Here is a 25,093-nt window from a genome sequence, read left to right as displayed (position 1 = left end):
CGCCGCGACGCCGACGGCGCACCCGGACACAATGGCCGGGTGGACTACGCGGACCTGCTGACGCAATCGATGGCCGCCGCCCGGCCGGTGCTCGGCCGGGGCCAGCCGGCCGACTACATCCCCGCACTCGCCTGCGCCGACCCCTATGACTTCGGGATGGCGCTGGCGACCGTCGACGGCGAGGTGCACGGGGTCGGCGAGTGGCGCACGTCGTTCTCGGTCCAGAGCATCTCCAAGCTGTTCGCCCTGTCCCTCGCGCTCGCCCACGGCGGCACCACCCTGTGGCAGCGGGTGGCGCGCGAGCCGTCCGGCAACCCCTTCAACTCCCTGTTGCAGCTCGAATCCGAGCAGGGGGTCCCGCGGAACCCCTTCATCAACGCCGGTGCACTGGTGGTGACGGACGCGCTGCTCTCCCTGACCGGCGACGCCAAGGGCGCCGTGCTGGAACTGCTGCGGCAGGAGTCGGGGAACGAGGGCATCGCCGTCGACCCCGCCGTCGCCGCGTCGGAGGCGCGGCACGGGCACCGCAACGCGGCGCTGGCGCACTTCATGGCCTCCTTCGGGAACCTGCACAACCCGGTCGAGGACGTGCTGGCCCACTACTTCGGTCAGTGCTCGATCGCCGCCGACTGCCGCGACCTCGCGATGGCGGGCAGTCTCCTCGCCCGTCACGGCCTGCGGGCGGACGGCACCCGGCTGCTCGGGCGCGGAGACGCCAAGCGGATCAACGCCGTGCTGCTCACCTGCGGCACCTACGACGCCGCGGGCGAGTTCGCGTACCGGGTCGGGGTGCCGGGCAAGAGCGGCGTGGGCGGCGGCATTCTGGCCATCGTGCCGGGCCGCGGCGCGGTGTGCGCCTGGAGCCCCGGGCTGGACCCGGTGGGGAACTCGGTCGGGGCGATGGCCGCGCTGGAGGACTTCACGCACCGCTCCGACTGGTCGGTGTTCTGACGGCTCCCACTGAGAGCCCGCGGCGGGGTCCGGGGCGGCGGGCGTCCTGCGGCTGCGGGGCAACTCACCTAGCGCACCCGGCGCTGCCCCGCGCTCGCCCGGCGGCGCCGGTCGTTGCAGAGCAGGCACTTGCCCCACCCCGGCGGCAGCGGGTCGTCCGGGTCGTTCCAGAGCGGGTCGACGGCGCCGCGCGGGTGCTCCCGGCAGCCCGTGTCACCGCCGTGCTCGCCCTCCAGCGCGCGGACGCTGCTCAGCGCGCGGACGAGTGCTTCCGACAGTCCGGTCAACTCCTCCGTCGAGGGCGCCTCCTCCAGTGCGAAGGCGATATCGGAAGCGGTGTGCAGCGCGGACCGCAGTTCGCGGACGTCGGTGTGACTCATGCTGCCGAAGCCTACGCGTCGACGCCTGCCGCTCCCGGTGTCCGATATACGGAAACACGGTCTTCTCCACCGAACGCCTTTCGGTCAAGTTGGTCCGCGGTCATGACATGTTCACGTCCGTCCTGTCAGGCTTCCCACGGACGGCGTGCGGCGCCCCCCACCGCAACCTGCGGCACGCCGCCCTCCCCACCTCTGGTTCTGCCCGTCCGGCCGGTCCGGAGGCCGCCCGTCCCGGTGCCCTCCCCGTGGACCTGAGCCCCGAGCAGCGCGCGGACCTGATCCGCGCCGCGGAGGCGGACACCGCCGAGGCTGCCGAGCAACTCGGCCTGGGTGCCGAGGAGAAGCTGAAGGTCCGGGGACGTGGTCAAGAACGCCGACGGCGGCACCCACACCCGCTACGAGCGGACGTACGACGGACTGCCGGTGCTCGGCGGCGACCGCGTTGGCCAGCGGGCGAAGGACGGCACCACCCGGCGGGTGATTAGGGCCACCGCGGCCGAGATCGCCGTGGAGTCCACCCGGGCAACCGGCGTCCGAGAAGCCCGCGACGGCGAAGAGCAAGGGGAGCGTGGCACCGCGCACGGTGGTCTGGGCCGCCGTTGGCGATCCCGGACAACGGGCCCGCGGTGACCTCCGCCATCCCGGTCGGCGGGCTCTCCGGCAACGCGCCCTCGGACCTGAGGGTGGGCGTGGACATCGTGCACACCTACCGCGGCGACCTCGTCATCGACCTGATCGGCCCCAGCGGCACGAGCCACCGGCTCAAGAGCGCCGGCGGCGACTCCACCCCCGACGTCCACGAGACCTGGACCGTGAACGCCTCCGCCGAACCCGCCAACGGCACCTGGCGACTGCGGGTCCAGGACACCCACGCCCGCGACACCGGCCGCATCGACGCCTGGAGGCTCACCTTCCGAACCCCGCCCCGCCCCACCGGGCCGGGACATCCCGTCCGTCCCGCACCGCGCGGGCCCGTACCCCGGGAAGCCGTCCACCGGACGGGCCCGAGGTACGGGCCCGTCCGGTGCGGAATCCCCGGCTCCGCGGCCCCGCGCGGACGTGCGTCCGAAGCCGCCCGTGCCCGGACCGACCGTTCGCCGCATCGGGCGACCGCTCGTCGTGGGCTTCGGCAACCGCCGGACCCCGCGCCGCCGCCGTGGTAGCAAGGGCGTGCACGCGTACCGTTCGCGGACGGCCGGTGCGGCGCCCGCGCGAGGGCGGCAGCGCTTCGGCCGACCGCCGTCCTGCTGCTGACCGCTGAACGCGGTCGGGTCGCACAGTGGCGACTGCGACGGCTCGGAGACCGGGGCGATCCCCCACGGTCCGGGCCGGAACGGCGGAGCGGTTCCACCCGGGAATACCACCGTTGTTGACACAGTCCGCCCCGAGCGGTTGCTTCTCCAGCAGCATGGGCTTCTTCCGGCTCAACGGCCGTCGGAGGCTCGCTGGTCGACGGCGTCGGACGGCGAGGAGTCATTGGCTTGTCCCAGTACGGACCCCACTCGGGCAGCTCACCGGGCGAATCGGCCTTCCCCCGGCTGCCCGACGCCGAGCTGACCCAGTTCGTCCGGGCCGGCCCCGCCACCGCCCGCGGCGCGGCGGCCGACGAACTGCGCCGCCGCCACCTCCCGGCGGTCAGCCGCTACGCGGCCATCACCTCCCGCAGCGACTCCTCCGCACGAGAGCTCACCGAACGTGCCTTCGCGCTGGCCTTCCAGGAGGAGCGCCACGGCTCCGGGGAATGCGCCTGGCGGCTGCCTCTGCTGCTCGGCGTGCAGCGCGTGGCGGCGAGCTGGTCGGCCGCCGGCCGGGCCACCGAACTCGTCCCCGCGTTCGCCCACTGGATCGACGGCGTGCGGGCCGCCGGCTCCGGAGCGCCCCGGTTCGACGCGCTCAGTCCCATGCTCCGCGGCCTGCGCCGCCTGCCGCCGCGGAGCCGGATCGTCCTCTGGCACCACTTCGTCGAGCGCGACCCCGACGAGGTGGTGGGGCTGCTGCTGCGCACCGAACCGGACGCGGTGCCGGGTCTGGCGGAGAGCGCGCAGGACGCCCTGCGCGCCGCCTGCAGCCGGGCGCACCTGGCCGATAGCGGCAGCGAGGAGTGCCGCGCGTTCGGCCGGATCACCGAAGCCGTCGCGCGGTCCAACGGCACCCGCCACAGCGCCGACCTGGACCGTCACCTGGTCGGCTGCCCCACCTGCGCGGTAGTGCTCGACGACCTGCGGCGGCTCACGGAGAGCCCGCACACCGCGATGGCAGAGGGGCTGCTGCTCTGGGGCGCCCAGGAGTACGCCTCGCCCCTGCCGCCCCGCGGCGCACGCATCCGCATACCCGAGCGGCCCCGCCGCGCGCCGCTGGCCGCGGCGCCGGCATGCGCCGCACCCGGCCCCGAGCCGGTGCGCAGGACGCGCACCCACGCCGTGGCCAGACGCCCGCTGTCGGCACTCGCCCTGCCGCTCGGTGTCGCCGTCCTGGCGCTGTCCGCTCTCGGCACCACAGTCGCCCTGGTCAGCGGCGACGGCGACGGATCCGCTCCGGAACCCCCGCCGGTGACCGCCACGGTCACCGTCCCCGCGTCCCCCGACCCGCCCCCGGCCGACCCCTCGCCGGGCGAGCGGGACGGCACGTCCGTCCCCGCGCCCGGACCGACCGGCTCCGACTCCGACCGGGACTCGGCCGCGCACCCCGGCCCCCCGCAGGGCGACGCCTTCGGCCCGTTCGTCAACGCCGGTACGGACCTCTGCCTGGATGTCGACGGCCGGATCCCGGAGCAGCACCGGGACGTGGTGCTGCGGACCTGCGCGCCGGTGAGCACCCAGAAGTGGCTCCTGGACCACCGCGGCCTGCTGCGCAGCTACGCCGACCCCGACTTCTGCCTGGGCTCGCGCGGCGACACCGACAGCGGCTTCGGCCTCCACGCCTGCACGTCGGCGGCCGAGGAGCGGAACGAGGACGGGAACGAGGAAGAGAGCGAGGACGGGAGCGGCGCCGAGGACGGGGACGACACGGACCGGCCGGACGGGAACCTGCGGTTCGAGCTGGCCTCCGACGGATCGCTCCGTCCGTTCACCGAGCCCGGCTCCGCGGTCACGCCGGAGTCGCACGAGCCCGGCAGCCCGCTGCGCCTCGCCCGCGCCGACGGCGACAGCGACCAGCGCTGGCACGCCGGTCCCACCACCACCGGCACGACCACCGGCACCACCACCGCCGACTGAGCCCGCCCGGGTGCCCCGCGGTTCGGAGCGACGGCCGGCCGTCGTCCCGGCCGGGGGCGTGAGAACGCGTCGTCGGCGACCTGCCGCGCCGGGGCCGGAAGCATCAGCCACCGGAGTCCGGGCGCCCACGCTCAAAAGACGGTTCGCTGGGGGCACGTCCCTCAGCGCTCTCCACCGGGTTCCGGGAGCCATCCTGTCGCGTTGAAGCGGGCGGTGCAGCGGCCGAACAGTTCCCGGTCGAACGCGGGGCGCGACACGTCCGTCGTGGCGAGCGCGGCGTCGGTGGCTGCGGGGTCGAAGGTGAGGCCGCCCTCCGACCCGCCGCCGGTCAGTTCTGCGGCCAGCGTGCCGAGAAGCGGGAACGCCGCGTTGCCCGGGTCCGCGCCGATCCGGTCCAGCCATGCCTGCGGGGAGACCTCCGGAAGGTGGTGCCCCATGGCACGCAGCCAGTCCAGCGCCGTCTCCAGGCGCAGCAACCGACCTGCGGCGAGGTGGAAGGTCGGGTCGGCAGCCGCCGGGAGCAGGGACAGCGCCACCACGGCGTCGGCGACGTAGTCCACCGGTGCCAGGTCGAAGGCGGCGTCCACCCGGGAGGGCGCAGCCTGGGCCTGGATGCAGCCCTTGAGTATCAGCCACAGGTAGTCACCCTGCTGGCAGGCGCCGGTGCGGCTGTGCGCGGCGACACGGGTCGGTCGGTACACCGTGACGGGCAGTCCCCGTCGGCGGGCTTCTTCGACGAGCCCTTCGGCCACCCACTTGCTCCGGGTGTATCCGTGCTCCAGGGCCTCGGGCGGTCCCGTCGGGTGCTCCGGGCCGACCGGGGGCGCGTCCGTGCCCGCGTACACGCCCACGGTGGAGACGTGGTGGGTCGGGACGGTGCGGTGGCGCGCGGCCAGGCGGAGGATCTCGGTGGTGCCGCCGACGGTCGCTAAAGGGACTTTCACGTCTGCCCCAGGGAGGGTTCAGGGACTTCCCGCCGCGTAAGCAGGGAAGGCCCCGACCGCGCTGAAAGGTACGAACGCGCTGGTCAGGGCCTGTTTCCCTAGCACTCGATGATGTTCACCGCGAGGCCGCCGCGCGCGGTCTCCTTGTACTTGACGCTCATGTCGGCGCCGGTCTCCTTCATGGTCTTGATCGCCTTGTCGAGCGACACATGGTGCCGGCCGTCGCCGCGCAACGACATCCGGGCGGCGGTGACGGCCTTGACCGCGGCCATCCCGTTCCGCTCGATGCACGGGATCTGCACCAGGCCGCCGACGGGGTCGCAGGTGAGCCCCAGGTTGTGCTCGATGCCGATCTCGGCCGCGTTCTCCATCTGCTCGGGCGAGGCGCCCAGCACCTCGGCCAGCGCACCGGCGGCCATCGAGCAGGCCGAGCCGACCTCGCCCTGGCAGCCGACCTCGGCACCGGAGATGGAGGCGTTCTCCTTGAAGAGCATGCCGATCGCGCCCGCGGCGAGGAGGAAGCGCACCACGCCGTCCTCGTCCGCACCGGGCACGAAGTTGACGTAGTAGTGCAGCACCGCGGGGATGATGCCCGCGGCGCCGTTGGTGGGTGCGGTGACCACCCGGCCGCCGGCGGCGTTCTCCTCGTTGACGGCCATCGCGTAGAGCGTGGTCCACTCCATCGCGTGCGCCAGGTCGTTGCCCTCGGCGCGCAGTTGGCGGGCCGAACCGGCGGCCCTCCTGCGGACCCTCAGTCCGCCGGGGAGGTGGCCCTCCTGGCGCAGACCGCGGGCGACGCAGTCCTGCATGACCTGCCAGATCTCCAGCAGCCCGGCGCGGATCTCCTCCTCGGAGCGCCAGGCCTTCTCGTTCTCCAGCATCAGTGCGGAGATCGACAGCCCGGTCTCCCGGGTCAGCCGCAGCAGCTCGTCGCCGGTGCGGAAGGAGTGCGTCAGCGGGGTGTCGTCCAGCTTGATGCGGTCCTCGCCGACGGCGTCCTCGTCCACGACGAAGCCGCCGCCCACCGAGTAGTAGGTCTTCTCCAGCAGCGGACGGCCGTCCTCGTCGCAGGCGAGGAGCGTCATGCCGTTGGCGTGGTAGGGCAGCGAGCGGCGACGGTGCAGGACCAGGTCCCCGTCCGCGTCGAAGTCGATCTCGTGGGTGTCGCCGATCTCGGCGGCGAGCAGCCGGAGCCTGCGGGTGGCGCGGATGCGGGCGACGTCCTCGTCGGCCCGGGCGACGTCCACGGAGCGGGGGGCGTTGCCCTCCAGACCGAGGAGGACGGCCTTGGGCGTTCCGTGACCGTGCCCGGTGGCGCCCAGGGAGCCGAACAGCTCCGCGCGCACCGAGGCGGTCTGGGCCAGGACGCCTTCGTTCTTGAGGCGGACCGCGAACATGCGGGCCGCGCGCATCGGGCCGACGGTGTGCGAACTCGACGGGCCGATGCCGATGGAGAAGAGGTCGAAGACGGAGATGGCCACGGCGGCGACTCCTTTGTCTGCTCGTGGGTGGAGCGTAGGTGCCGGAAGGGGGCGCCCGGATCGCGGGCGGGGCGCACGGCCGCGCGTGCGGCCGGCGCCGGGGGAGCGGCCGGCGCCGGGGGAGCGGCCGGTGCCGGGGGAGCGGCCGGTGCCGGGGGAGCGGCCGGTGCCGGGGGAGCGGCCGGTGCCGGGGTGCCCGCGCGGGTGGACGGGCGCCCCGGCCGTGGTGTCCGCGGGAAGGTCCGCGGAGCCGGGCTCGGAGCCGCGTGCCGGAGCGGGGTCGCCGCCCCGGCGGGCTCGTGCGTCGGCCGGGTGTTCCGGGCTAGGAGCCCAGGCCGGGGTAGAGCGGGTGCTTCTCGGCGAGCGCGGTGACCCGGGCGGCCAGCTCCTTCGCCTTGTCCTCGTCGAAGCCGGGCAGCAGCGCCTCGGCGATGATGTCGGCGACCTCGGTGAAGTCCTCGGCGGTGAAACCGCGGGTGGCGAGTGCGGGCGTGCCGATGCGCAGGCCGGAGGTCACCATCGGCGGGCGCGGGTCGTTCGGCACGGCGTTCCGGTTGACGGTGATGCCGACCTCGTGCAGCCGGTCCTCCGCCTGCTGCCCGTCCAGCTCGCTGTTGCGCAGGTCGACGAGGACCAGGTGGACTTCGGTGCCGCCGGACAGCACGGAGACACCCGCGTCGACCGCGTCCTGGCGGGTGAGCCGCTCGGCGAGCAGTTCGGCGCCGGCCAGCGTCCGCTGCTGGCGCTCCTTGAACTCCTCGCCGGCCGCGATCTTGAAGGAGACCGCCTTCGCCGCGATGACGTGCTCCAGCGGACCGCCCTGCTGCCCGGGGAAGACCGCGGAGTTGATCTTCTTCGCGTACTCCTGTTTCGACAGGATGACGCCGCCCCGCGGGCCGCCCAGCGTCTTGTGGGTCGTGGTGGTGACCACGTCCGCGTACGGGACGGGGTTGGGGTGCAGCCCGGCGGCGACCAGGCCGGCGAAGTGCGCCATGTCCACCATCAGCAGCGCGCCGACCTCGTCGGCGATCGCGCGGAACGCGGCGAAGTCCAGCTGACGCGGGTAGGCCGACCAGCCGGCGATGATCAGTTGCGGACGGTGCTCGCGGGCCAGGCGCGCGACCTCCTCCATGTCGACCAGGTTCGACTGCTCGTCCACGTGGTAGGACACCACGTTGTAGAGCTTGCCGGAGAAGTTGATCCGCATGCCGTGGGTGAGGTGGCCGCCGTGGGCCAGGTCCAGGCCCATGATGGTGTCGCCCGGCTTGAGCAGGGCGAACATCGCGGCGGCGTTCGCCGAGGCACCGGAGTGCGGCTGCACGTTCGCTGCCTCGGCGCCGAACAGCGCCTTGACCCGGTCCCGCGCGATGTTCTCGATGACGTCGACGTGTTCGCAGCCGCCGTAGTAGCGGCGGCCCGGGTAGCCCTCGGCGTACTTGTTGGTGAGCACCGAACCCTGCGCCTCCAGGGAGGCGACCGGCGCGAAGTTCTCCGACGCGATCATTTCGAGTGTGGACTGCTGGCGGTGGAGCTCGGCGTCGACGGCGGCGGCGACGTCCGGGTCCACCTCGTGCAGGGAACCGTTCAGAAGCGACATCAGATTCCGATCCGATCGTGGTGTGCTGGAGGGTATGGGCTCAGTTGCCGGTGAAGGCGGCGTACTCGTCGGCGGAGAGCAGGTCGGCAGGCTCGCCGTCCGCCTTGACCTTGAACAGCCAGCCGCCCTCGAAGGGGGCGGAGTTGACCAGCGCCGGATCGTCCACGACGTCCTGGTTGATCTCGGTGATCTCGCCGGTGACCGGTGCGTACAGGTCGCTGACGGACTTGGTGGACTCGAGTTCACCGCAGGTCTCGCCCGAGGTGACCGAGTCGCCGACCTCGGGGAGCTGGACGTAGACGACGTCGCCGAGTGCGGAGGCCGCGTGCTCGGTGATGCCGACCGTCGACACACCGTCCTCGGCGGCCGACACCCACTCGTGCTCCTTGCTGTAGCGCAGATGCTGGGGGTTGCTCATGACTGAATTCTCCCGGATGAAGGGTGGGGGCTGTGAAACGGGTCTTGACAGGTGGGACGGGACGTCCGCTGCGGACGGCGGGCCCCGCGCGTCCGGACGCGCCGGGGCACCGGCCGCGGCGGGCCGGGGGTGCCTCAGCGGGCCCGCTTGTAGAAGGGCAGCGGGACGATCCGGTACGGCTCGTGGCTGCCGCGGATGTCGACCGCGACCGAAGCGCCCCCGGCGTCCGCGTCGTCGTGCCCGGCACGCGCGGCGTCCAGGTAGGCCATCGCGATCGGCTTGCCGAGGGTGGGGGAGGGGGCGCCCGAGGTGACCTCGCCGATCACCGTGCCGGCCGCGTCCACCACGGGGTAGCCCGCCCGGGGCACCCGTCGGCCCTCGGCGACCAGGCCGACCAGCTTGCGCGGCGGCGCGGTCGCGGCCTGCTCGGCGGCGGCCTCCAGAGCCTCCCGGCCGACGAACCTGCCCTCGTTGGTGGTCTTCTCGAACTTGACCACCCGGCCCATGCCCGCGTCGAACGGGGTGGTCGCGCGGGTCAGCTCGTTGCCGTAGAGCGGCATCCCCGCCTCCAGCCGCAGCGTGTCCCGGCAGGACAGCCCGCAGGGCACCAGCCCGGCCTCGCGGCCCGCCTCGGTGAGCGCCAGCCACAGCTTCCCGGCGTCCTCCGGCGCCACGAACAGCTCGAAGCCGTCCTCGCCGGTGTAGCCGGTGCGGGCGATCAGCGCGTCCACCCCGGCGACGGCGCCGGGGAGCCCGGCGTAGTACTTCAGCCCGTCCAGGTCCGCGTCGGTGAGGCTGCCGAGCACGGCGGCCGAACGCGGGCCCTGCACGGCGAGGAGGGCGCAGGCGTCCCGGTCGTCCCGGACAGCGGCGTCGAAGCCGGCCTGCCGGTCGGTCAGCGCGTCCAGGACCGTCTGCGCGTTGCCGGCGTTGGCCACGACCATGTACGTGTCCGCGGCGAGCCGGTAGACGATCAGGTCGTCCAGGATGCCGCCGCGCTCGTCGCAGATCATCGTGTAGCGGGCGCGTCCGACGGCGACCGCCGACAGGTTGCCCACCAGCGCGTGGTCGAGCAGCTCGGCCGCCTGCGGGCCGGTGACGGTGATCTCCCCCATGTGCGAGAGGTCGAACAGGCCGGCACGGGTGCGGACGGCGCGGTGCTCGTCGCGCTCGCTGCCGTAGCGCAGCGGCATGTCCCAGCCGGCGAAGTCGGTCATCGTCGCGCCGAGTGCGCGGTGCAGCGGGTCCAGAGCGGTACGGCGGGGGTTCTCGGGCATCTGTGGCTCCCAGGCAGGGGCGGACATGTCCTCCCCATCTGTCATCGGAACCTGAGAGGTTCGCCACAAGCCCGCGAGGGCCGTGGTTTGCACCTTGGGTGGGGCCGGAACGATCCGGCCCGCTTTTCAGATATGCCTCGCCTGCGCGGTACGGGGCCTGAGAGATTCAAGGGAGGACTTGCTCCTTCGGCGCCCTGCACCCGGTGCTCCGGGGGCTTCGGGACTCTCCCGCGCTGGTTCAAGCGGCCGTTATGGAGTTGGCGGCCTCATCATGACATGGGCGGCCGCTTCGGGGGGAGCCCGGACGGGGAACGGTTGCGGCAGGGGTCGGAGGGGCTATGACGGGAACCGAGGGGGCCGGCGTGATCCGGTACGAGACGACCGGTACGGCGGCGGACACGGCGGCGGAGCTCTTACTGCCGGGGCAGGCACCGCCGCCGGCGGTGGAGGGACAGCCGGGCGGACGGATGCTGCTGCCCGCCGGTGGGCCGCCCGCCGCCGACGGGGAGGGGCCGTGGCGCGCAGCCGCGCAGGAGGAGGCGAGCGCGCCGCCGGAGCCGGAGCGCGCGCGGGTGCTCGACCTGCGCGGCACCGCGGTCGCCGGCCCCGGGACCCTGCGCTGGCCGGCGGGCGACCGGGTGGTCGTCTCCGGGCTGCCCGGCAGCGGGAAGTCCACCCTGATGCGGCGGATGGCCGTGGAGTGCGGCGCGGTGGCGCGGATCGACTCGCAGGACGCCCGGGAGTGGTGGGCCGATCGGCTGCCCCCGCTGCTGCCCTACGCCTGCTACCGGCCGCTCGTCCGGGTCACGCACTACTGGCGGTTGTGGCGGGCCCTGCGGACGACCGGCAGCGTGCTGGTCCACGACTGCGGATCGCTGCCCTGGGTGCGCCGCTGGCTGGGGCGGGAGGCGCGGCGGCGCGGACTGCGTCTGCACCTGCTGGTGCTGGACGTCCCGCCGGTGCTGGCACTGGCCGGGCAGACCCAACGCGGCCGGACGGTTTCCGGGTGGGCCTTCGGCCGCCACCGCCGGGCCGTGGCCCGGCTGCTGGGACAGCTCGAAGCCGGACGGTTGCCGACCGGTTGCAGCTCCGCGGTGCTGCTCGACCGGGCGGTGGCCGCCGGGGTCCACACGGCGACCTGCACCGGTCCCGGCCGCCCCGCGGCCTGCTGCCGCTGAGCCCCGGACCGGTGGCGGCCACCCGACCGCCCGTCGCGTGGGCGACCGGCCCCGGCCGCCCCGGCCGTGCGGCCGGGACCCGGCCGTCCGGTCCAGAGCGCGTGACCGCCCGGACGGGCGCCGAGGTGCGGCGGCCCGTCCGGGCGGCGGTTCGTGAGCGGAGCGGTCCGGGTCAGCTCGGCGGTCCGGGCAGTCCGGTCGTCGGCAGGCCCGTGCCGGGGAGGTCGGGCACGTCCGGCGCCGGCAGGTCGCCGTCGAGCAGGGTTTCGAGCAGCAGCGCCACCACGGCAGCGATCGTCTCGTTGGCAGCCCCGACGACCTCGGTGGGGTCACCGGAGGCGACCGCCTCCAGCAGTGCGTCCACCGCGGCCTGCAGGTCCTCGGCCGCTTCGGCAGCGAGAGCCGCCGGGTCGGGGGCCGCGGCCCGGTCGCCGGCCTCCGGTGCCTCGGTGGCGAGCTTCCCGATGGCCTCGGTGAGCGCCGCCTCGTGTTCGGCGGCGTCGGCCGCCGGCAGGAGGCCGTCCTCGGCGGTGAGGACGGCCAGCAGCTCGGTGACCGGGGCGAGTACGCCGTCCATGCCGTCGAGCGTGGTCACTTGAGAGGCGAGCGCCTCGACGTCGGGGAGGGCGGCCCGAGCGGGCGGCGCCGCCTGCTCGGGGGCGGCCACGGCGGTACCGGCCGGGCCACCGGGCATCGCCGCCGAGGCCGCTCCGGCGGCGCCGAGGGTGAGTGCACCGGCCATCGTGGCGGCTACTGCGGTGGATACGACCGATTTCCTGCGCATGAGGGGATGTTCCTCCGATAAGCGGGTGATGTGGACGCTCCTCACTCTTCGCCCGGCATGCACCTGACGCAACCGGGCGGTCGCCGGGCGTGTGCATTCGGGTGACCGCGACGCCCGGCGGAGCACCGGGCGCGGGCGCCGCTAGGGTTTCTGCCATGACAGGTCCCCAGCATCCGCAGCACCCGCAGAACTACGGCCCCGGGCACGGCGGTGGCTGGCCGGGAAACGAACTGGAGGAGGCGCTGGCCGCCTCGGTGAACGTGCCCGGCGCCGGCGGGCGGCTGATGGAGGTGCTCGGGCGCAGCAGCGTCTGGGTGCCGCTGCCCGAGGGCGGCGGTCCGGACAGCCCCAGCATCGACCTGCCCACCGTGCAGTGGGAGGGCCGCCCGCACGTGCCGGTGTACAGCTCGGAGCAGCAGTTCCTCCAGTGCGTGCAGGTGCCGATGTCCTTCGCGGTGGTGCCGGTCGGCGAGTTCGCGCGCGGACTGCCCCCGCAGGTGGGGATGGTGGTCAACCCGGAGGGCGCGGTGGGCGCCCCGCTTCCGCCCGAGGCCGTGGCCGAACTCTGCCGGGAGGGCGCTGGCGGCGGCCTGCCCGGCGCGCCGACCGGCGCCCGGATGCGGCTGTTCGAGCCGGACTGGCAGGACGACCCGGTCGACTTCCTGGCGGCCGCTGCCGGTGAGTTCGCGACCGTCCCGCCCGTCCGTACCGCCCGGCGCGGACTGGCGAGCGCGGAGGGCGATCCCCCCGCGCTCTTCGTCGGCGTCGAACTGGAGTGGATGGGCGACGACGTGCGCCAGTCCGCGCACGACGCGCTGGCCAGGGCGCTGGGACGCGCCCCGGTGAAGTGGCCCGTGCAACTGGTCCTGCTGGACGCCGCGCAGGACCCGGTCGTGGAGTGGATGCGGCAGTGCCTGCGGCCGTTCTACGTCAAGGAGTCATGAGCACCTGTACCCGGACGGACACGAGTACCCGCCGAGGTCCCGCGGGCGGCTCGTAAGCTGGTTGGATGGCAGGGGGCGCATGCCGGTGCCCCCTGCGGTGGGCGAAGTGGCGAGAGGTGGACCGGGTGAGCGCGGGTGAGAGCGTCGAGCAGCTTCTGCGCCAGGTGTCACCGGGACGGTACGACGTCTATGAGGAACTGCTGCACCGGCTCGCGGACAGCCGCGTCTGGATGCTGCTGTGGCACGGGCGCTCCGGCGACCCGGACGCCCAGTACGGCAACATGGAGGTCGCCGGGCACGGTTACGCACCGTGCGTGACCTCGGCGCAGGAACTCGCCGCCTCCGGCTGGGACCGGGCGCACGAGACGGTCACCGGACGGGACGTCGCCGCGGCGCTGTACCCGGACCGCTGGGGCCTGTGGCTTGACCCGCACGCCCCGGGCGGCGGGCTCGGCATTCCCTGGCTGGACCTGCGCCGGGTGTGCGGCGGCCTGGAGCGGTTGCCCGCCGGCCCCCTGCGGATCAGTGAGCCGGCCCTGGAGATCCCGCAGTTCTACGCCCAGCTCGCCCACAACGCCCAGCGCACGCCCGCGATCCGCAGCCTGCGCAGGGCCTGGGTGCAGCCGGCCCTCGGTGTCGCCTACCTGGTGATCGGGCTGGACCTCTACGACGACGGCGACCGGTCGGTGGAGTCGGTCCGCGCGATGATGCACCAGTCGGTGGGGGCCGTCCCGGAGGGGCTGCCCGTCTCGACGGTCGCGATGTCCGACGCGTACGACCCGGTGGCGATGTGGCTGCGCGCCAACTCGCGGCCGTTCTTCGACCGTGACGCACACGGTGCCGCACCGGCCGCGGTGCCCGGCCACGGCTACGGCTACCCCCGGCCGTACTGACGTCACTGCAGGTAGCCGCCTTGCGATGTCCGAATGTTGGGTAATGCCCAACTAAAGCCCAACTCAAACCGGCGTCCGGGTCTCAGGTCGGTATCACCGACATGCGGACGGTTCTCACCGCTCTAAATGCACAGTAATGTGCGGGCGACCATATGTCGGAACCACCACTGCCCCCTGAGGTGGACATGCGAATGAAAAGATCCCGTGTCGTTCAGACGGTCGCGGCCGCCCTCGCGGTTGGCGTGATCGCCACTGGATGCAGCAGCGAGCGGGACGAGGAGAGCGCCGGCAGCGGTGCCAAGCCCTTCGTCTTCGGCGCTGCCGGCGACCCGGCTTCACTCGACCCGTCGATCGCGAGTGACGGCGAGACCTACCGCGTCACGCGCCAGGCCTTCGAGGCGCTGCTGACGCACGAGCCGGGCGGCACCGAGATCGTCGGCGGCCTGGCCGAGGAATGGTCGAGCAACGACGCCGGCACCGAGTGGACCTTCAACCTGCGCAAGGGGGTCAAGTTCCACGACGGCGAGGAGTTCAACGCCGAGGCGGTCTGCACCAACTACGATCGCTGGTACAACTGGGAGGGCACCTACCAGCTGGACGCCCTCTCCTACTACTGGCAGAAGGTCTTCGGCGGCTTCGCCGAGAACAGCAACGAGGACATCCCCGAGTCGATCTACGACGGGTGCACCGCCGAGGACGAGTCGACCGTCGTCATCAAGGTGAAGGAAGCCACCGCGAACCTGCCCGGCGGATTCTCGCTGCAGGCGCTGGCCATCCACTCGCCGAAGGCCATCGAGGCCTACGAGAAGGACCAGGCCTCCGGCGAGGGCGACGCGATCAGCTACCCCGAGTACAGCCAGGAGGCGGGCACCGTCGCCGGCACCGGGCCGTTCGAGGTCACCGAGTGGAACAAGGGCAACAAGGAAGTCACCCTTGAGAAGTTCGACGACTACTGGGGCGAGAAGGCGGGCATAGACACGCTCGTCTTCCGTACCATCGACGAGGAGTCGGCGCGCCGCCAGGCCCTCCAGGCGGGCAACATCCAGGGTTACGACCTGGTCGCCCCGGCGGACGTGGACACGCTCAAGAGCGACGGCTTCCAGGTCCCCGTCCGCGACGTCTTCAACCTCTTCTACCTGGCGTTCACCCAGGAGGCCAACTCCGCGTTGGAGAAGAAGGACGTCCGCACCGCGATCGCGCACGCCATCGACCGCGAGAACATCGTCAACACCCAGCTCCCCGAGGGGGGCAAGGTGGCCGACCAGTTCATGCCGGACACCATCGACGGCTACTCGGACGACGTCACCCAGTACGAGCACGACACCGACAAGGCCAAGGAGCTGCTCGCCGACGCCGGCGAGGAGGACCTGTCCGTCGAGTTCTGCTACCCGACCGAGGTCACCCGCCCGTACATGCCGTCCCCGGCGGACATGTTCGAGATCATGAAGGCCGACCTGGAGCGCGCGGGCGTCAAGGTCACCCCGAAGCCGATGAAGTGGACCCCGGACTACATCGACACCACCCGCGACGGTGGCTGCGAGATGTACCTCCTGGGCTGGACCGGTGACTTCAACGACGGCTACAACTTCATCGGGACCTGGTTCGGCGACTACCAGAAGGAGTGGGGTTTCCGCAACGACAAGGTCTTCGACGCGGTGAAGGAAGCCGGCGCCGAGCCCGTCCTGGAGAAGCGGATCGAGCTGTACAAGGACGCCAACGAGGTCATCATGGACTTCCTGCCCGGCGTGCCGCTGTCGGCCTCCCCGCCCTCCATCGCCTTCGCCGAGGACGTCAACCCGCCGAAGGTCTCCCCGCTGACGCAGGAGAACTTCTCCGAGGCGTCCTTCAAGTAAACGCACGTCACACCGCAGGGGGTCCGCCCGACCACGGCACGTCAGTGGTCGGGCGGACCCCTGTGAAGTGAGAACGAGACATCAGAAAGGGGCATTGCGGGGTGTTGCGTCTCATAGTCCGAAGACTGCTGCAACTCATTCCCACCCTGCTCGGCCTGTCGGTAGTGCTGTTCCTCTGGCTGAACCGGCTTCCCGGCGGCCCGGCGGCAGCGATGCTGGGCGAGCGGGCGACTGCGGAACAGAAGGCGAGGGTCGAAGAGGCCCTCGGCCTGGATCAGCCGGTGTGGGTGCAGTACGGCCGCTTCCTGAGGCGGCTCTCCGAGCTCGACCTCGGAACCTCCTCGCAGACCGGCCAGCCGGTCCTGGAGGAGTTCACCAGACGGTTCCCCGCCACGGTGGAACTCGGTATCTCCGCCATCGTCATCGCCATCCTCGTGGGCATCCCACTGGGCTACTTCGCCGCACGCCGGCGAGGCAGCTGGCTCGACGTGTCAGCGGTGTCCGGATCGCTGATCGGCATCTGCATCCCGGTGTTCTTCCTCGCCTTCATCCTGAAGGCCATCTTCGCCGTGCAGCTGAACTGGTTCCCGAGCTTCGGCCGCCAGAGCACCGGCATCAACGCCACGGAAGTCACCGGCTTCTACGTACTGGACGGACTCCTCACCGGGGAGTTCGACGCGAGCTGGGACGCGCTGACCCACCTGGTGCTCCCCGCCCTGGCCCTGGCCTCCATCCCGCTGGCGATCATCACCCGCATGACCCGGGCCAGCGTCCTCGAGGTGCTCGGAGAGGACTACGTCCGCACCGCCGAGTCCAAGGGACTCCGCCGGGGCACGGTGCGGATGCGGCACGTGCTGCGCAACGCCCTGCTGCCGGTGGTCACCGCGATCGGGTTGATGACCGGCGGGCTGCTCTCCGGAGCGGTGCTCACCGAGTCCGTCTTCGCCTTCGGCGGCATCGGCTCGTTCATCCGCACCGCGATCGACGGACGTGACTACCCGGTGCTGGTGGGCTTCATCCTGTTCATCGCGATGACCTATGTCTTTATCAACCTGCTGGTCGACCTGGCGTACAGCGTCATCGATCCGAGAGTGCGGGTGCACTGATGAGCCTTCAGACCACCAGGTCCAACAAGATCGACCGGCTCGCGGAGCTCACCGCGCAGCGCGAGACCACCACCGGGGCCAGCCTCTGGGTCGAGGCCATGCGCCGCATGCGGTCCAGCAAGATGGCCCTCATCGGTGCCCTCATCATCGCCGTGTTCGTGGTGCTGGCCGTCATCGGTCCGTGGGTCGCGCCCTACGACCCCACCGCGCAACTCTGGCGTGACGAGGTCTTCCGCAACCGGGGCCTGTTCATCGGCCCTCGGGGGGAGAACTGGTTCGGACTCGACCACCTCGGTCGCGACGAGTTCTCCCGCATGCTGGTCGGCGCCCGGCAGACGCTGCTCGTGGGCGTCGTCTCGACGCTGCTCGGGTTCACCGTCGGCGCCCTGATCGGCGGCGGCTCCGGCGCGGCGGCGACCCTGGGCGGGAAGATCGGACAGCGTGTCGACACCGTCGTCATGCGGTTCATCGACATGATGCTGGCGCTGCCCTCCCTGCTGCTCGCGGTGAGCATCGCAGCAGTGATGGGGCAGAGCCTCACCACGGTCATGATCGCCGTCGGTGTGGTCCAGATCCCCGTCTTCGCCCGGCTGCTGCGCGGCGCCATGCTCGCGCAGGGCGGCTCCGACTACGTTCTCGCCGCCCAGTCGCTCGGCGTGAAGAAGCGCCGGATCGTGCTCGCGCACGTGCTGCCGAACTCGCTCAGCCCGGTCATCGTGCAGGCCACCCTGAGCCTGGCGACCGCGATCATCGAAGCGGCCGCGCTCTCGTACCTCGGACTCGGCAACCCGGACGCGGCGGTGCCCGAGTGGGGTGTCATGCTCGCCAAGGCCCAGGAGTTCTTCGACAGCGCACCGATGATGTCGGTCTACCCCGCTGTGGGGATCATCATCACCGCCCTCGGCTTCACCCTGCTGGGCGAGGCCATGCGGGAAGCCCTCGATCCGAAACTGCGGAGCTGATGACATGTCGCTGCTTTCCGTGGACGAACTGACCGTCACCTTCACCGGACGCGGGCACCGCGACGTGCGCGCCGTCTCCGGCGTTTCCTTCTCCGTCGACCAGGGGCAAGTGGCCGGTCTGGTCGGGGAGTCGGGGTGCGGCAAGAGCGTCACCTCGATGGCCCTGATGGGCCTGCTGCCCAAGCGCGGCGTCACCGTCGGCGGCCGTGCCGATTTCGACGGCACCGACCTGGTGACCCTGAGCGACGCGCGCATGCGCGACATGCGCGGGTCGCAGATGGCGATGATCTTCCAAGATCCGCTGTCCTCGCTGAACCCGGTCATCCCGATCGGCCTCCAGGTCACCGAGATCCTGACCCGGCACCGGGGAATGAAAGGCCCGGCGGCCCGCAAGGAGGCCGCCGACCTGCTGGACCGGGTCGGGATCCCCGACCCGACCCGGCGGCTCAAGGAGTACCCGCACCAGCTCTCCGGCGGTATGCGGCAGCGAGCGCTCATCGCCATGGCGGTGGCCTGCGCCCCGCGTCTGCTGATCGCCGACGAGCCCACCACGGCCCTGGACGTCACCATCCAGGCGCAGATACTCGATCTGCTCCGGGAGCTGGTCGAACAGGAGGGCACCGGCCTGCTGATGATCACCCACGACCTCGGGGTGGTCGCCGGTCTGTGCGACGAGGTGAACGTGCTCTACGCCGGCAAGGTCGTGGAGTCCGCAGCTCGCCGTCCGCTCTTCGCGGAGCCGACGCACCCGTACGCGAACGGCCTGCTGGGGTCCATCCCCCGGTTGGACGCTCCGCGCCGGGAGCCGCTCAAGCCGATCCGGGGCTCCATCAACGACCAGATCGCCTGGGCCGACGGCTGCGCCTTCGCACCCCGCTGCGACCACTACACGCTGGAGTGCCTGGAGGGGACACCCGAGCTGACCGAGCCCCGTGCCTCCGGGCATCTGGTCCGCTGCGTCAACCCGGTGATGCCCGAGGGCGCCGCCGGACTGGAGAAAACGGAGGCCGGTTCATGAGCCTGCTCGAACTGGACGATGTGAAGGTCCACTTCCCGGTCAAGAAGGGGGTCGTCTTCGACCGCACGGTCGGGCACGTCTACGCCGTGGACGGGATCTCGCTGTCGGTGGAGTCCGGCCAGACCTACGGTCTGGTCGGCGAGTCGGGCTGCGGCAAGACGACGCTCGGCCGCGCCGTGTTGCGCCTGGTGGACATCACCGACGGTGCCGTCGTCTTCGACGGGACCGACCTGGCGAAGCTCCCCAACGAGGAGATGCGGCGCTACCGGCAGCGGCTCCAGATGGTCTTCCAGGACCCGCTGGGCAGCCTCAACCCCCGGCAGAACATCGAGTCCATCCTCTCCGAGGGGATGGAGGCGCACGGCATCGGTGCGAACCAGGAGGAGCGCCGCGGCACGATCAAGGAGATCCTGGCCAAGGTCGGACTGCCGGACAACGCGCTCTCCCGCTACCCGCACGAGTTCTCCGGCGGCCAGCGCCAGCGCATCGGCATCGCCCGCGCGCTGGTGCTGAAGCCGGACGTGATCATCTGCGACGAGCCTGTCTCGGCGTTGGACGTCTCGATCCAGGCACAGGTCATCAACCTGCTGGAGGAGCTCCAGCAGTCGATGGGCCTGACCTACCTGGTCATCGCGCACGACCTCGCGGTCGTCCGGCACATCTCGGACGTGATCGGCGTGATGTACCTCGGCTCCCTGGTCGAGGAGGCACCGAGCGACTCGATCTACGCCGAGCCGCGGCACCCGTACACCCGGGCACTGATGTCCGCGGTACCGGTGCCGGACCCGGAGGTGGAGGACAACCGGGAGCGGATCCTGCTCACCGGTGACCTGCCCTCGCCGGCCAACCCGCCGACGGGATGCCGGTTCCACACGCGGTGCCCGTGGAAGCAGGACACCCTGTGCGCCACCGACCGGCCCGTGCTGACCGACATCGGCGACGGTCACCGGGTCGCCTGCCACTGGGCGGCGGAGATCGCCGACGGCCGGATCCAGCGGTCCGCGCACTCCCAGCCGCACGCCCACGCGGGTCCTCCCTCGGAGGCCCACGCCTCCGAGGTGGCGGACGAGACCGGGGAGGCGGGCGGTTCCGAGGACAGCGCCGGTTCCGGGGACACGGGTAAGCGGGAGCAGGCTCCCGCGGTCTCGGAGTGACCACCTCGGAGTGACCGAGGGCGGAGACGTGCAGAACGGCCGGGCGGGCCACCGACGACTGCCGGTGGCCCGCCCGGCCGTCACGGCGTCCTGATCGGTGCCTCGTGGTGGGACTCGCCGTACGAGGGTGTGAGCCGGGCGGGGAGTGCCGAGGTCAGTCGCTGCCCTTCACCGGGCTGCTGCCTCCATGGCCTCGGCCGCTGTGTCCGGTGTCCCGCGTCGGCTGGTGAGCGCGCACGGCCTCGGCGTGACCGGGATCGATCCTGCAAGCGCCCCCTGTCGGAGGCCGAAGAACAAGCGGAGGTGACGCCTCACGGACTCGGCCCGGAAGGCCTCAGCCGCTCTCCTGCTCCTCCGAGCGGTGCGGGCGCGGCAGGTGCAGGCCGAAGAACATGGCGCCCAGCCGGAGGGCGAGCACCACACCGGCCGAGACCACCGTGGCGGGGGCCTGGGCGACGTCCAGCCGGTCCAGCACCAGGTAGCACAGCGCCCCGGTGAAGGCGGCGGTGGCGTAGACGTCCTCGCGGAGCAGCAGTGGAGGGAACTCCCCGCAGAGGATGTCCCGCACGACCTCGCCGGTGACGCCGGTGAGGACCGCCAGGATCAGGACGGCGAGCGGGGTCACCTCGGAGTCGAGGGCCGCGCGGGCGCCGATCACGGTGACGACGGCGAGCCCGACGGCGTCCACGAGCAGCAGCGAGCGGTGCGGGAGCCTCCGGAACCGCAGGTAGACCATCGTCGTGATGCCCACCCCGCCGACCACCGTGAGCAGGACCCAGTCCTGGGTCCAGTAGAGCGGGTCGCGGTCGAGGATGAGGTCGCGCAGGGTGCCGCCGGAGACCGCGGCGGCGAAGGCCAGCACCAGTCCGCCGAACGGGTCCATGTTGGCCCGGTGCGCGGCCAGTACCCCGCTCGCCGCGAAGGCGGAGAGACCCACCAGGTAGAGCACGTGCAGCATGCGGGGATCATGTCATCCCCTGCTGTCCCCGGCCCACCCGGCGCCGGTGTGCACCGGGGCGCGGTCTGTGTGCGCCGCCGGCGGGGGCGAGGGGCCGCCCGAGCACGACCCGGCACCGCGAACCGGTATAGTAAGGACGGTATAGTTATTGGTTGCGTGAGAAGGGCCGCCCTGCATGATCGAGATCCTCAACCCCTCCCAGGTCGCCCGGGCGAGGGACACCGGCGCCCTGGTGGCCGACATCCTGCAGACGCTGCGGCGCCGTAGCACGATCGGCACGAACCTGCTGGACATCGACCGGTGGGCGAAGGCGATGATCGTCGAGACCGGGGCGCTGTCCTGCTACGTCGACTACGCGCCGTCCTTCGGGCGTGGCCCGTTCGGCCACTACATCTGCACGGCCGTCAATGACGCCGTGCTCCACGGCCGGCCGCACGACTACACGCTCACCGACGGCGACCTGCTGACCCTCGACCTCGCCGTGTCGAAGGGGGGAGTCGCCGCGGACGCCGCCATCAGCTTCCTCGTGGGCGAGGCGGAACCCCCGGAGAGTGTGGCGATGATCGCCACGACCGAACGCGCGCTGGCCGCGGGGATCGCCGCCGCCGGGCCCGGCGCCCGTATCGGGGACCTCTCCCACGCGATCGGTACGGTCCTCGCCGAGGCGGGGTATCCGATCAACACCCAGTTCGGAGGACACGGGATCGGGTCGACGATGCACCAGGACCCGCACGTGGCGAACACCGGGCGGCCCGGCCGCGGGTACGTGCTGCGCCCCGGGCTGCTGCTGGCCCTGGAACCGTGGGTGATGGCGGACACCGCCGACCTGGTCATCGACGCCGACGGGTGGACGCTGCGCAGTGCGACGGGCTGCCGGACGGCGCACAGCGAGCACACGATCGCGGTCACCGAGGACGGCGTCGAGATCCTCACCCTGCCGAAGCAGACCCGGTCGTGAGGCTGTACCCGGGAGTGCGCCCGAGCCCGCGGGCCGGGTGACAGGGTGGGGCTACCGGTCGGTAATGAATGGTTGTACGGTTCTCCGCATGGACGAGGCACGCATCGGGGACAGTGAGTTCGACCGCGACACCGGACTCCGGGAGCAGGAACCGGGCCGGTACCGGATCGACCTGCCCGAGGGGTGGTCGATCGGCGGCGTGCTCAACGGCGGGTACCTGCTGGCCGTACTCGGCCGGGCCATGGGCGAGAGCCTGCCGCAGCCGCACCCGTTCTCCGTCACCGCCCACTACCTGTCCGCCACCCGCCCCGGAGCGGCGAGTGTCCGTACCGAGGTCGCCCGGCGGCGCGGGAGCATGGGAACCGCCTCGGCCTCGCTGGTCCAGCACACCGAGGAGGGTGCCGAGGTCGAACGAATCCGGGCCCTGGCCACCTACGGTGACCTCGACGCCCTGACCGACGAGGTCCGCACCGCCGCCAAGCCGCCGGAGCTGCCGCCGTACGAGACGTGCCTCAGCGCGCACGATGATCCGAGCGGCCGTCGCGTGCCGCCCATCGCCCAGCGCATCGACCTCAGGTTCGATCCCGCGACGGTGGGGTGGGCGGTGGGGGCCCCCAGCGGCCGAGGGGAGGTGCGGGCCTGGTTCGCCCTTGCCGACGGCAGGGAGATGGACCCGCTCTCCCTGCTCCTGGCGGTGGACGCGCTTCCCCCCACCGCCTTCGACCTCGGCGTCAGCGGCTGGGTCCCCACTGTCGAACTCACCGTCCACGTCCGTTGCCGGCCCGCGCCGGGGCCGGTCAGGGTGGCGGTCCGCACGCGCAACCTGGCGGGCGGGTTCCTGGAGGAGGACGCCGAGGTCTGGGACAGCCAGGACCGGCTCGTCGCCCAGTCCCGGCAACTCGCCCGCCTCCCCGCGCGCACCTGACGGCCTTTCCGGGTCCCGCCCTCTCGAAGCCGGCCCCGGTCGGTCGGCCCGGGGTCAGCCCGTGGCGGAGGGGGCCTGTCGGGCGGGGACGGTGGCGGCGATCGTGGCCGAGCCCACCACCCGGGTGCCGTCGTACAGGACGACGGCCTGGCCCGGGGCGACGCCGCGGACCGGCTCGGCGAACCGGACGCGGATCGCGTCGCCGTCGGGTTCGGCCCGCACCGCGGTCTCGCCGCCGTGCGCCCGGAACTGGGCGGTGTACTCGCCCGGCCCCCGCGGTGCGGTGCCGCACCAGCGCGGCCGGATCGCGGTCAGTTCCAGGACGTCCAGCGACTCCATCGGCCCGACCGTGACCGTGTTGTCCACCGGGGAGATGTCGAGGACGTACCGCGGCTTGCCGTCCGGCGCGGGGTGCCCGATCCGCAGCCCCTTGCGCTGGCCGATCGTGAAGCCGTACGCGCCCTCGTGGGTGCCGACCCGCCGGCCGTCCTCGTCGAGGATGTCGCCCTCGGCGGAACCGAGGTGCTTCGCGAGGAAGCCCTGGGTGTCGCCGTCGGCGATGAAGCAGATGTCGTGGCTGTCCGGCTTCCTGGCGACGGCCAGGTCGCGGCGCTCGGCCTCGGTGCGGATCTCGTCCTTCGTCGTGAGGGTGTCGCCGAGTGGGAACATCGCGTGCGCGAGCTGCCGCTCGTCGAGCACGCCGAGCACGTAGCTCTGGTCCTTCGCCTCGTCGCTCGCCCGGTGCAGCTCCCGGCGCCCGTCCGCGCCGCGCACCACCGTCGCGTAGTGGCCGGTGCACACCGCGTCGAAGCCCAGCGCCAGCGCCTTGTCCAGCAGCGCCGCGAACTTGATCTTCTCGTTGCAGCGCAGGCAGGGGTTCGGAGTCCGCCCCGCCGCGTACTCGGCGACGAAGTCGTCGACCACGTCCTCGCGGAAGCGCTCCGCCATGTCCCAGACGTAGAACGGGATGCCGAGCACATCGGCGGCGCGGCGGGCGTCGCGCGAGTCCTCGACCGTGCAGCAGCCGCGTGCGCCGGTGCGGAAGGACTGTGGATTGGCGGACAGGGCGAGGTGGACGCCCGTCACCTCGTGCCCGGCCTCCACGGCCCTGGCGGCGGCGACGGCGGAGTCCACCCCGCCTGACATGGCGGCGAGTACGCGGAGCGGCGTGGTCGAGTCAGTCATAGCGCTTCCAGGGTAAGGCAGGAGCCGCGGTCTGCTGCGGGTGCGGGTGCGGGTGCGGGTGCGGCTGTGCGGGCCGCGATCGGCTCCCGGGTCTCAGGAACCCGGGGGCGGTGGTCCGCGTTGGCCCTGTACGGGGGGCGGACACCGCCGGTGGCGGCGGGCGCACCGCCGGGGAGCGGACGACGGGACGCGCGGGCGGCCCGGGGAGCGGGGACGCATGGCGGCGCAGCCGCAGGAAAGACGCGGGCCGAGTCGGCGCGCACTGCTGATCGGCGGCGGGGCGGCCGCCGTCGCGGGCGGGGTCGGGTACTCCCAGCGCGAGGAGCTGTCCCGCTGGTGGTGGCGGATACCGGGCAACCACAAGCCGCGCACCGACGGCGAGGTGGACTACCCCGGCTCCGAGTGGGTGCCCGCCTCGACGGCGAACTGGCGCCGGGCGGACCGCCCGGACGACTTCACCATCGACCGGGTGGTGATCCACGTCATCCAGGGCGATTACGCCGCCGCGATCAGCGCCTTCGAGAGCCCCGCCCACCAGGCGGCGACCCACTACATCCTGCGCACCGAGGACGGCAAGGTGGCCCAGGCGGTGCGCGAACTCGACGTGGCGTACCACGCGGGAAACCGCGAGTACAACGAGCGCAGTGTCGGGATCGAGCACGAGGGCTTCGTCGACCAGCCGGAGTGGTTCACCGAAAAGATGTACCGGGCGTCGGCCCGGCTCACGGCCGACATCTGCGACCGTAACGACATCCCCCGGGACCGCGCGCACATCATCGGCCACCACGAGGTGCCGGGGGCGGACCACACCGACCCCGGCCCGCACTGGGACTGGGCCACCTACCTCCGGCTCGTGCGCGAGGTTCCGCCCGGCAGGGAGGCGGTGACCCGCGGGGGCGACGAGGGCTGACG

23 protein-coding genes, 1 pseudogene and 1 riboswitch are annotated in these 25,093 nt (G+C 72.4%); of the genes and pseudogenes, 15 read left to right on the top strand and 9 right to left on the bottom strand.

Features of this window, described 5'->3' with window-relative positions:
• The first annotated feature begins 39 nt into the window (after positions 1 to 39).
• Positions 40 to 951, top strand: coding sequence for a glutaminase (locus H300_RS0103065; protein WP_028426256.1), 912 nt, complete (start codon positions 40 to 42; stop codon positions 949 to 951).
• Between the two features lie 68 nt (positions 952 to 1,019).
• Here H300_RS0103065 and H300_RS0103060 read toward each other — a convergent pair whose 3' ends face one another.
• Positions 1,020 to 1,331 (bottom strand): hypothetical protein, encoded by a 312-nt coding sequence (locus H300_RS0103060; protein ID WP_028426255.1) that lies wholly within the window; start codon positions 1,329 to 1,331, stop codon positions 1,020 to 1,022.
• 360 nt (positions 1,332 to 1,691) lie between these two features.
• On the opposite strand from H300_RS0103060, the gene H300_RS32095 reads away from it, so the two are divergent.
• The 3 genes and pseudogenes from H300_RS32095 (at position 1,692) to H300_RS0103040 (ending at position 4,546) form a co-directional block, all read left to right on the top strand.
• Positions 1,692 to 1,961, top strand: coding sequence for a hypothetical protein (locus H300_RS32095; RefSeq protein ID WP_028426253.1), 270 nt, complete (start codon positions 1,692 to 1,694; stop codon positions 1,959 to 1,961).
• Positions 1,931 to 2,245: pseudogene (locus H300_RS32090) on the top strand (proprotein convertase P-domain-containing protein); the annotation flags it as partial. The gene H300_RS32095 and the pseudogene H300_RS32090, both read left to right, overlap by 31 nt.
• A gap of 567 nt (positions 2,246 to 2,812) precedes the next feature.
• Positions 2,813 to 4,546, top strand: a complete 1,734-nt coding sequence (locus tag H300_RS0103040; RefSeq protein ID WP_028426251.1) for a ricin-type beta-trefoil lectin domain protein — start codon at positions 2,813 to 2,815, stop codon at positions 4,544 to 4,546.
• Between the two features lie 161 nt (positions 4,547 to 4,707).
• Here H300_RS0103040 and H300_RS0103035 read toward each other — a convergent pair whose 3' ends face one another.
• The 5 genes from H300_RS0103035 to gcvT form a co-directional block, all read right to left on the bottom strand.
• The gene (locus H300_RS0103035) at positions 4,708 to 5,490 is read right to left on the bottom strand and encodes an SDR family oxidoreductase (protein WP_028426250.1); all 783 of its coding nucleotides are present in this window, start codon (positions 5,488 to 5,490) and stop codon (positions 4,708 to 4,710) included.
• A 98-nt stretch (positions 5,491 to 5,588) separates the two neighbouring features.
• The gene (locus H300_RS0103030) at positions 5,589 to 6,971 is read right to left on the bottom strand and encodes an L-serine ammonia-lyase (protein ID WP_028426249.1); all 1,383 of its coding nucleotides are present in this window, start codon (positions 6,969 to 6,971) and stop codon (positions 5,589 to 5,591) included.
• 322 nt (positions 6,972 to 7,293) lie between these two features.
• Positions 7,294 to 8,568, bottom strand: a complete 1,275-nt coding sequence (locus H300_RS0103025; protein ID WP_028426248.1) for a serine hydroxymethyltransferase — start codon at positions 8,566 to 8,568, stop codon at positions 7,294 to 7,296.
• Positions 8,569 to 8,608: 40 nt separating this feature from the next.
• A complete protein-coding gene (gcvH, locus tag H300_RS0103020) occupies positions 8,609 to 8,986 on the bottom strand; it encodes a glycine cleavage system protein GcvH (RefSeq protein WP_028426247.1) in 378 nt (125 codons plus the stop codon).
• A gap of 134 nt (positions 8,987 to 9,120) precedes the next feature.
• Positions 9,121 to 10,263 carry a glycine cleavage system aminomethyltransferase GcvT gene (gene gcvT / locus H300_RS0103015; RefSeq protein ID WP_028426246.1) on the bottom strand — a complete coding sequence of 381 codons (1,143 nt, stop codon included), beginning with the start codon at positions 10,261 to 10,263 and terminating at the stop codon, positions 9,121 to 9,123.
• 136 nt (positions 10,264 to 10,399) lie between these two features.
• A riboswitch (glycine riboswitch) is annotated at positions 10,400 to 10,504 on the bottom strand.
• Between the two features lie 226 nt (positions 10,505 to 10,730).
• On the opposite strand from gcvT, the gene H300_RS24650 reads away from it, so the two are divergent.
• The gene (locus H300_RS24650) at positions 10,731 to 11,441 is read left to right on the top strand and encodes an AAA family ATPase (RefSeq protein WP_486583540.1); all 711 of its coding nucleotides are present in this window, start codon (positions 10,731 to 10,733) and stop codon (positions 11,439 to 11,441) included.
• Positions 11,442 to 11,613: 172 nt separating this feature from the next.
• On the opposite strand, the gene H300_RS24645 is transcribed toward H300_RS24650, so the two are convergent.
• Positions 11,614 to 12,225 (bottom strand): hypothetical protein, encoded by a 612-nt coding sequence (locus tag H300_RS24645; RefSeq protein WP_158678309.1) that lies wholly within the window; start codon positions 12,223 to 12,225, stop codon positions 11,614 to 11,616.
• Between the two features lie 155 nt (positions 12,226 to 12,380).
• Between H300_RS24645 and H300_RS0103000 the strand changes: the two genes are divergently transcribed.
• The 7 genes from H300_RS0103000 to H300_RS24640 all read left to right on the top strand — a co-directional run bounded on the left by H300_RS0103000 (position 12,381) and on the right by H300_RS24640 (position 20,155).
• Positions 12,381 to 13,169 carry an enhanced serine sensitivity protein SseB gene (locus tag H300_RS0103000; RefSeq protein ID WP_028426245.1) on the top strand — a complete coding sequence of 263 codons (789 nt, stop codon included), beginning with the start codon at positions 12,381 to 12,383 and terminating at the stop codon, positions 13,167 to 13,169.
• A gap of 125 nt (positions 13,170 to 13,294) precedes the next feature.
• Positions 13,295 to 14,062, top strand: a complete 768-nt coding sequence (locus tag H300_RS0102995) for an enhanced serine sensitivity protein SseB C-terminal domain-containing protein (RefSeq protein WP_028426244.1) — start codon at positions 13,295 to 13,297, stop codon at positions 14,060 to 14,062.
• Between the two features lie 185 nt (positions 14,063 to 14,247).
• The gene (locus H300_RS0102990) at positions 14,248 to 15,915 is read left to right on the top strand and encodes an ABC transporter substrate-binding protein (protein WP_028426243.1); all 1,668 of its coding nucleotides are present in this window, start codon (positions 14,248 to 14,250) and stop codon (positions 15,913 to 15,915) included.
• Between the two features lie 101 nt (positions 15,916 to 16,016).
• Positions 16,017 to 17,021, top strand: a complete 1,005-nt coding sequence (locus tag H300_RS0102985) for an ABC transporter permease (RefSeq protein ID WP_028426242.1) — start codon at positions 16,017 to 16,019, stop codon at positions 17,019 to 17,021.
• Positions 17,021 to 17,983 carry an ABC transporter permease gene (locus tag H300_RS0102980; protein ID WP_028426241.1) on the top strand — a complete coding sequence of 321 codons (963 nt, stop codon included), beginning with the start codon at positions 17,021 to 17,023 and terminating at the stop codon, positions 17,981 to 17,983. Before H300_RS0102985 ends, H300_RS0102980 begins: the two co-directional genes overlap by 1 nt.
• Positions 17,984 to 17,987: 4 nt before the next feature.
• Complete coding sequence (locus H300_RS0102975; protein ID WP_028426240.1) at positions 17,988 to 19,001, top strand: ABC transporter ATP-binding protein; 1,014 nt, start codon at positions 17,988 to 17,990, stop codon at positions 18,999 to 19,001.
• The gene (locus tag H300_RS24640) at positions 18,998 to 20,155 is read left to right on the top strand and encodes an oligopeptide/dipeptide ABC transporter ATP-binding protein (RefSeq protein WP_078515673.1); all 1,158 of its coding nucleotides are present in this window, start codon (positions 18,998 to 19,000) and stop codon (positions 20,153 to 20,155) included. Before H300_RS0102975 ends, H300_RS24640 begins: the two co-directional genes overlap by 4 nt.
• Positions 20,156 to 20,489: 334 nt before the next feature.
• On the opposite strand, the gene H300_RS0102965 is transcribed toward H300_RS24640, so the two are convergent.
• Positions 20,490 to 21,113, bottom strand: a complete 624-nt coding sequence (locus H300_RS0102965; protein ID WP_028426239.1) for a trimeric intracellular cation channel family protein — start codon at positions 21,111 to 21,113, stop codon at positions 20,490 to 20,492.
• Between the two features lie 175 nt (positions 21,114 to 21,288).
• Here H300_RS0102965 and map point away from each other — a divergent pair, with 175 nt between their 5' ends.
• Both map and H300_RS0102955 read left to right on the top strand, forming a co-directional pair.
• Positions 21,289 to 22,071 (top strand): type I methionyl aminopeptidase, encoded by a 783-nt coding sequence (map, locus tag H300_RS0102960; protein ID WP_028426238.1) that lies wholly within the window; start codon positions 21,289 to 21,291, stop codon positions 22,069 to 22,071.
• A gap of 88 nt (positions 22,072 to 22,159) precedes the next feature.
• The gene (locus tag H300_RS0102955) at positions 22,160 to 22,996 is read left to right on the top strand and encodes a thioesterase family protein (protein ID WP_028426237.1); all 837 of its coding nucleotides are present in this window, start codon (positions 22,160 to 22,162) and stop codon (positions 22,994 to 22,996) included.
• A gap of 54 nt (positions 22,997 to 23,050) precedes the next feature.
• On the opposite strand, the gene mnmA is transcribed toward H300_RS0102955, so the two are convergent.
• Positions 23,051 to 24,181: a tRNA 2-thiouridine(34) synthase MnmA gene (mnmA, locus tag H300_RS0102950; protein WP_028426236.1), complete on the bottom strand. Its 1,131-nt coding sequence runs from the start codon at positions 24,179 to 24,181 to the stop codon at positions 23,051 to 23,053.
• A gap of 217 nt (positions 24,182 to 24,398) precedes the next feature.
• Here mnmA and H300_RS24635 point away from each other — a divergent pair, with 217 nt between their 5' ends.
• Complete coding sequence (locus tag H300_RS24635) at positions 24,399 to 25,091, top strand: peptidoglycan recognition protein family protein (protein ID WP_051269373.1); 693 nt, start codon at positions 24,399 to 24,401, stop codon at positions 25,089 to 25,091.
• The last annotated feature ends 2 nt before the right edge of the window (positions 25,092 to 25,093 follow it).

This window comes from Streptomyces sp. TAA040 (assembly GCF_000424845.1).
This window is presented reverse-complemented; position numbering and strand designations above follow the sequence as displayed.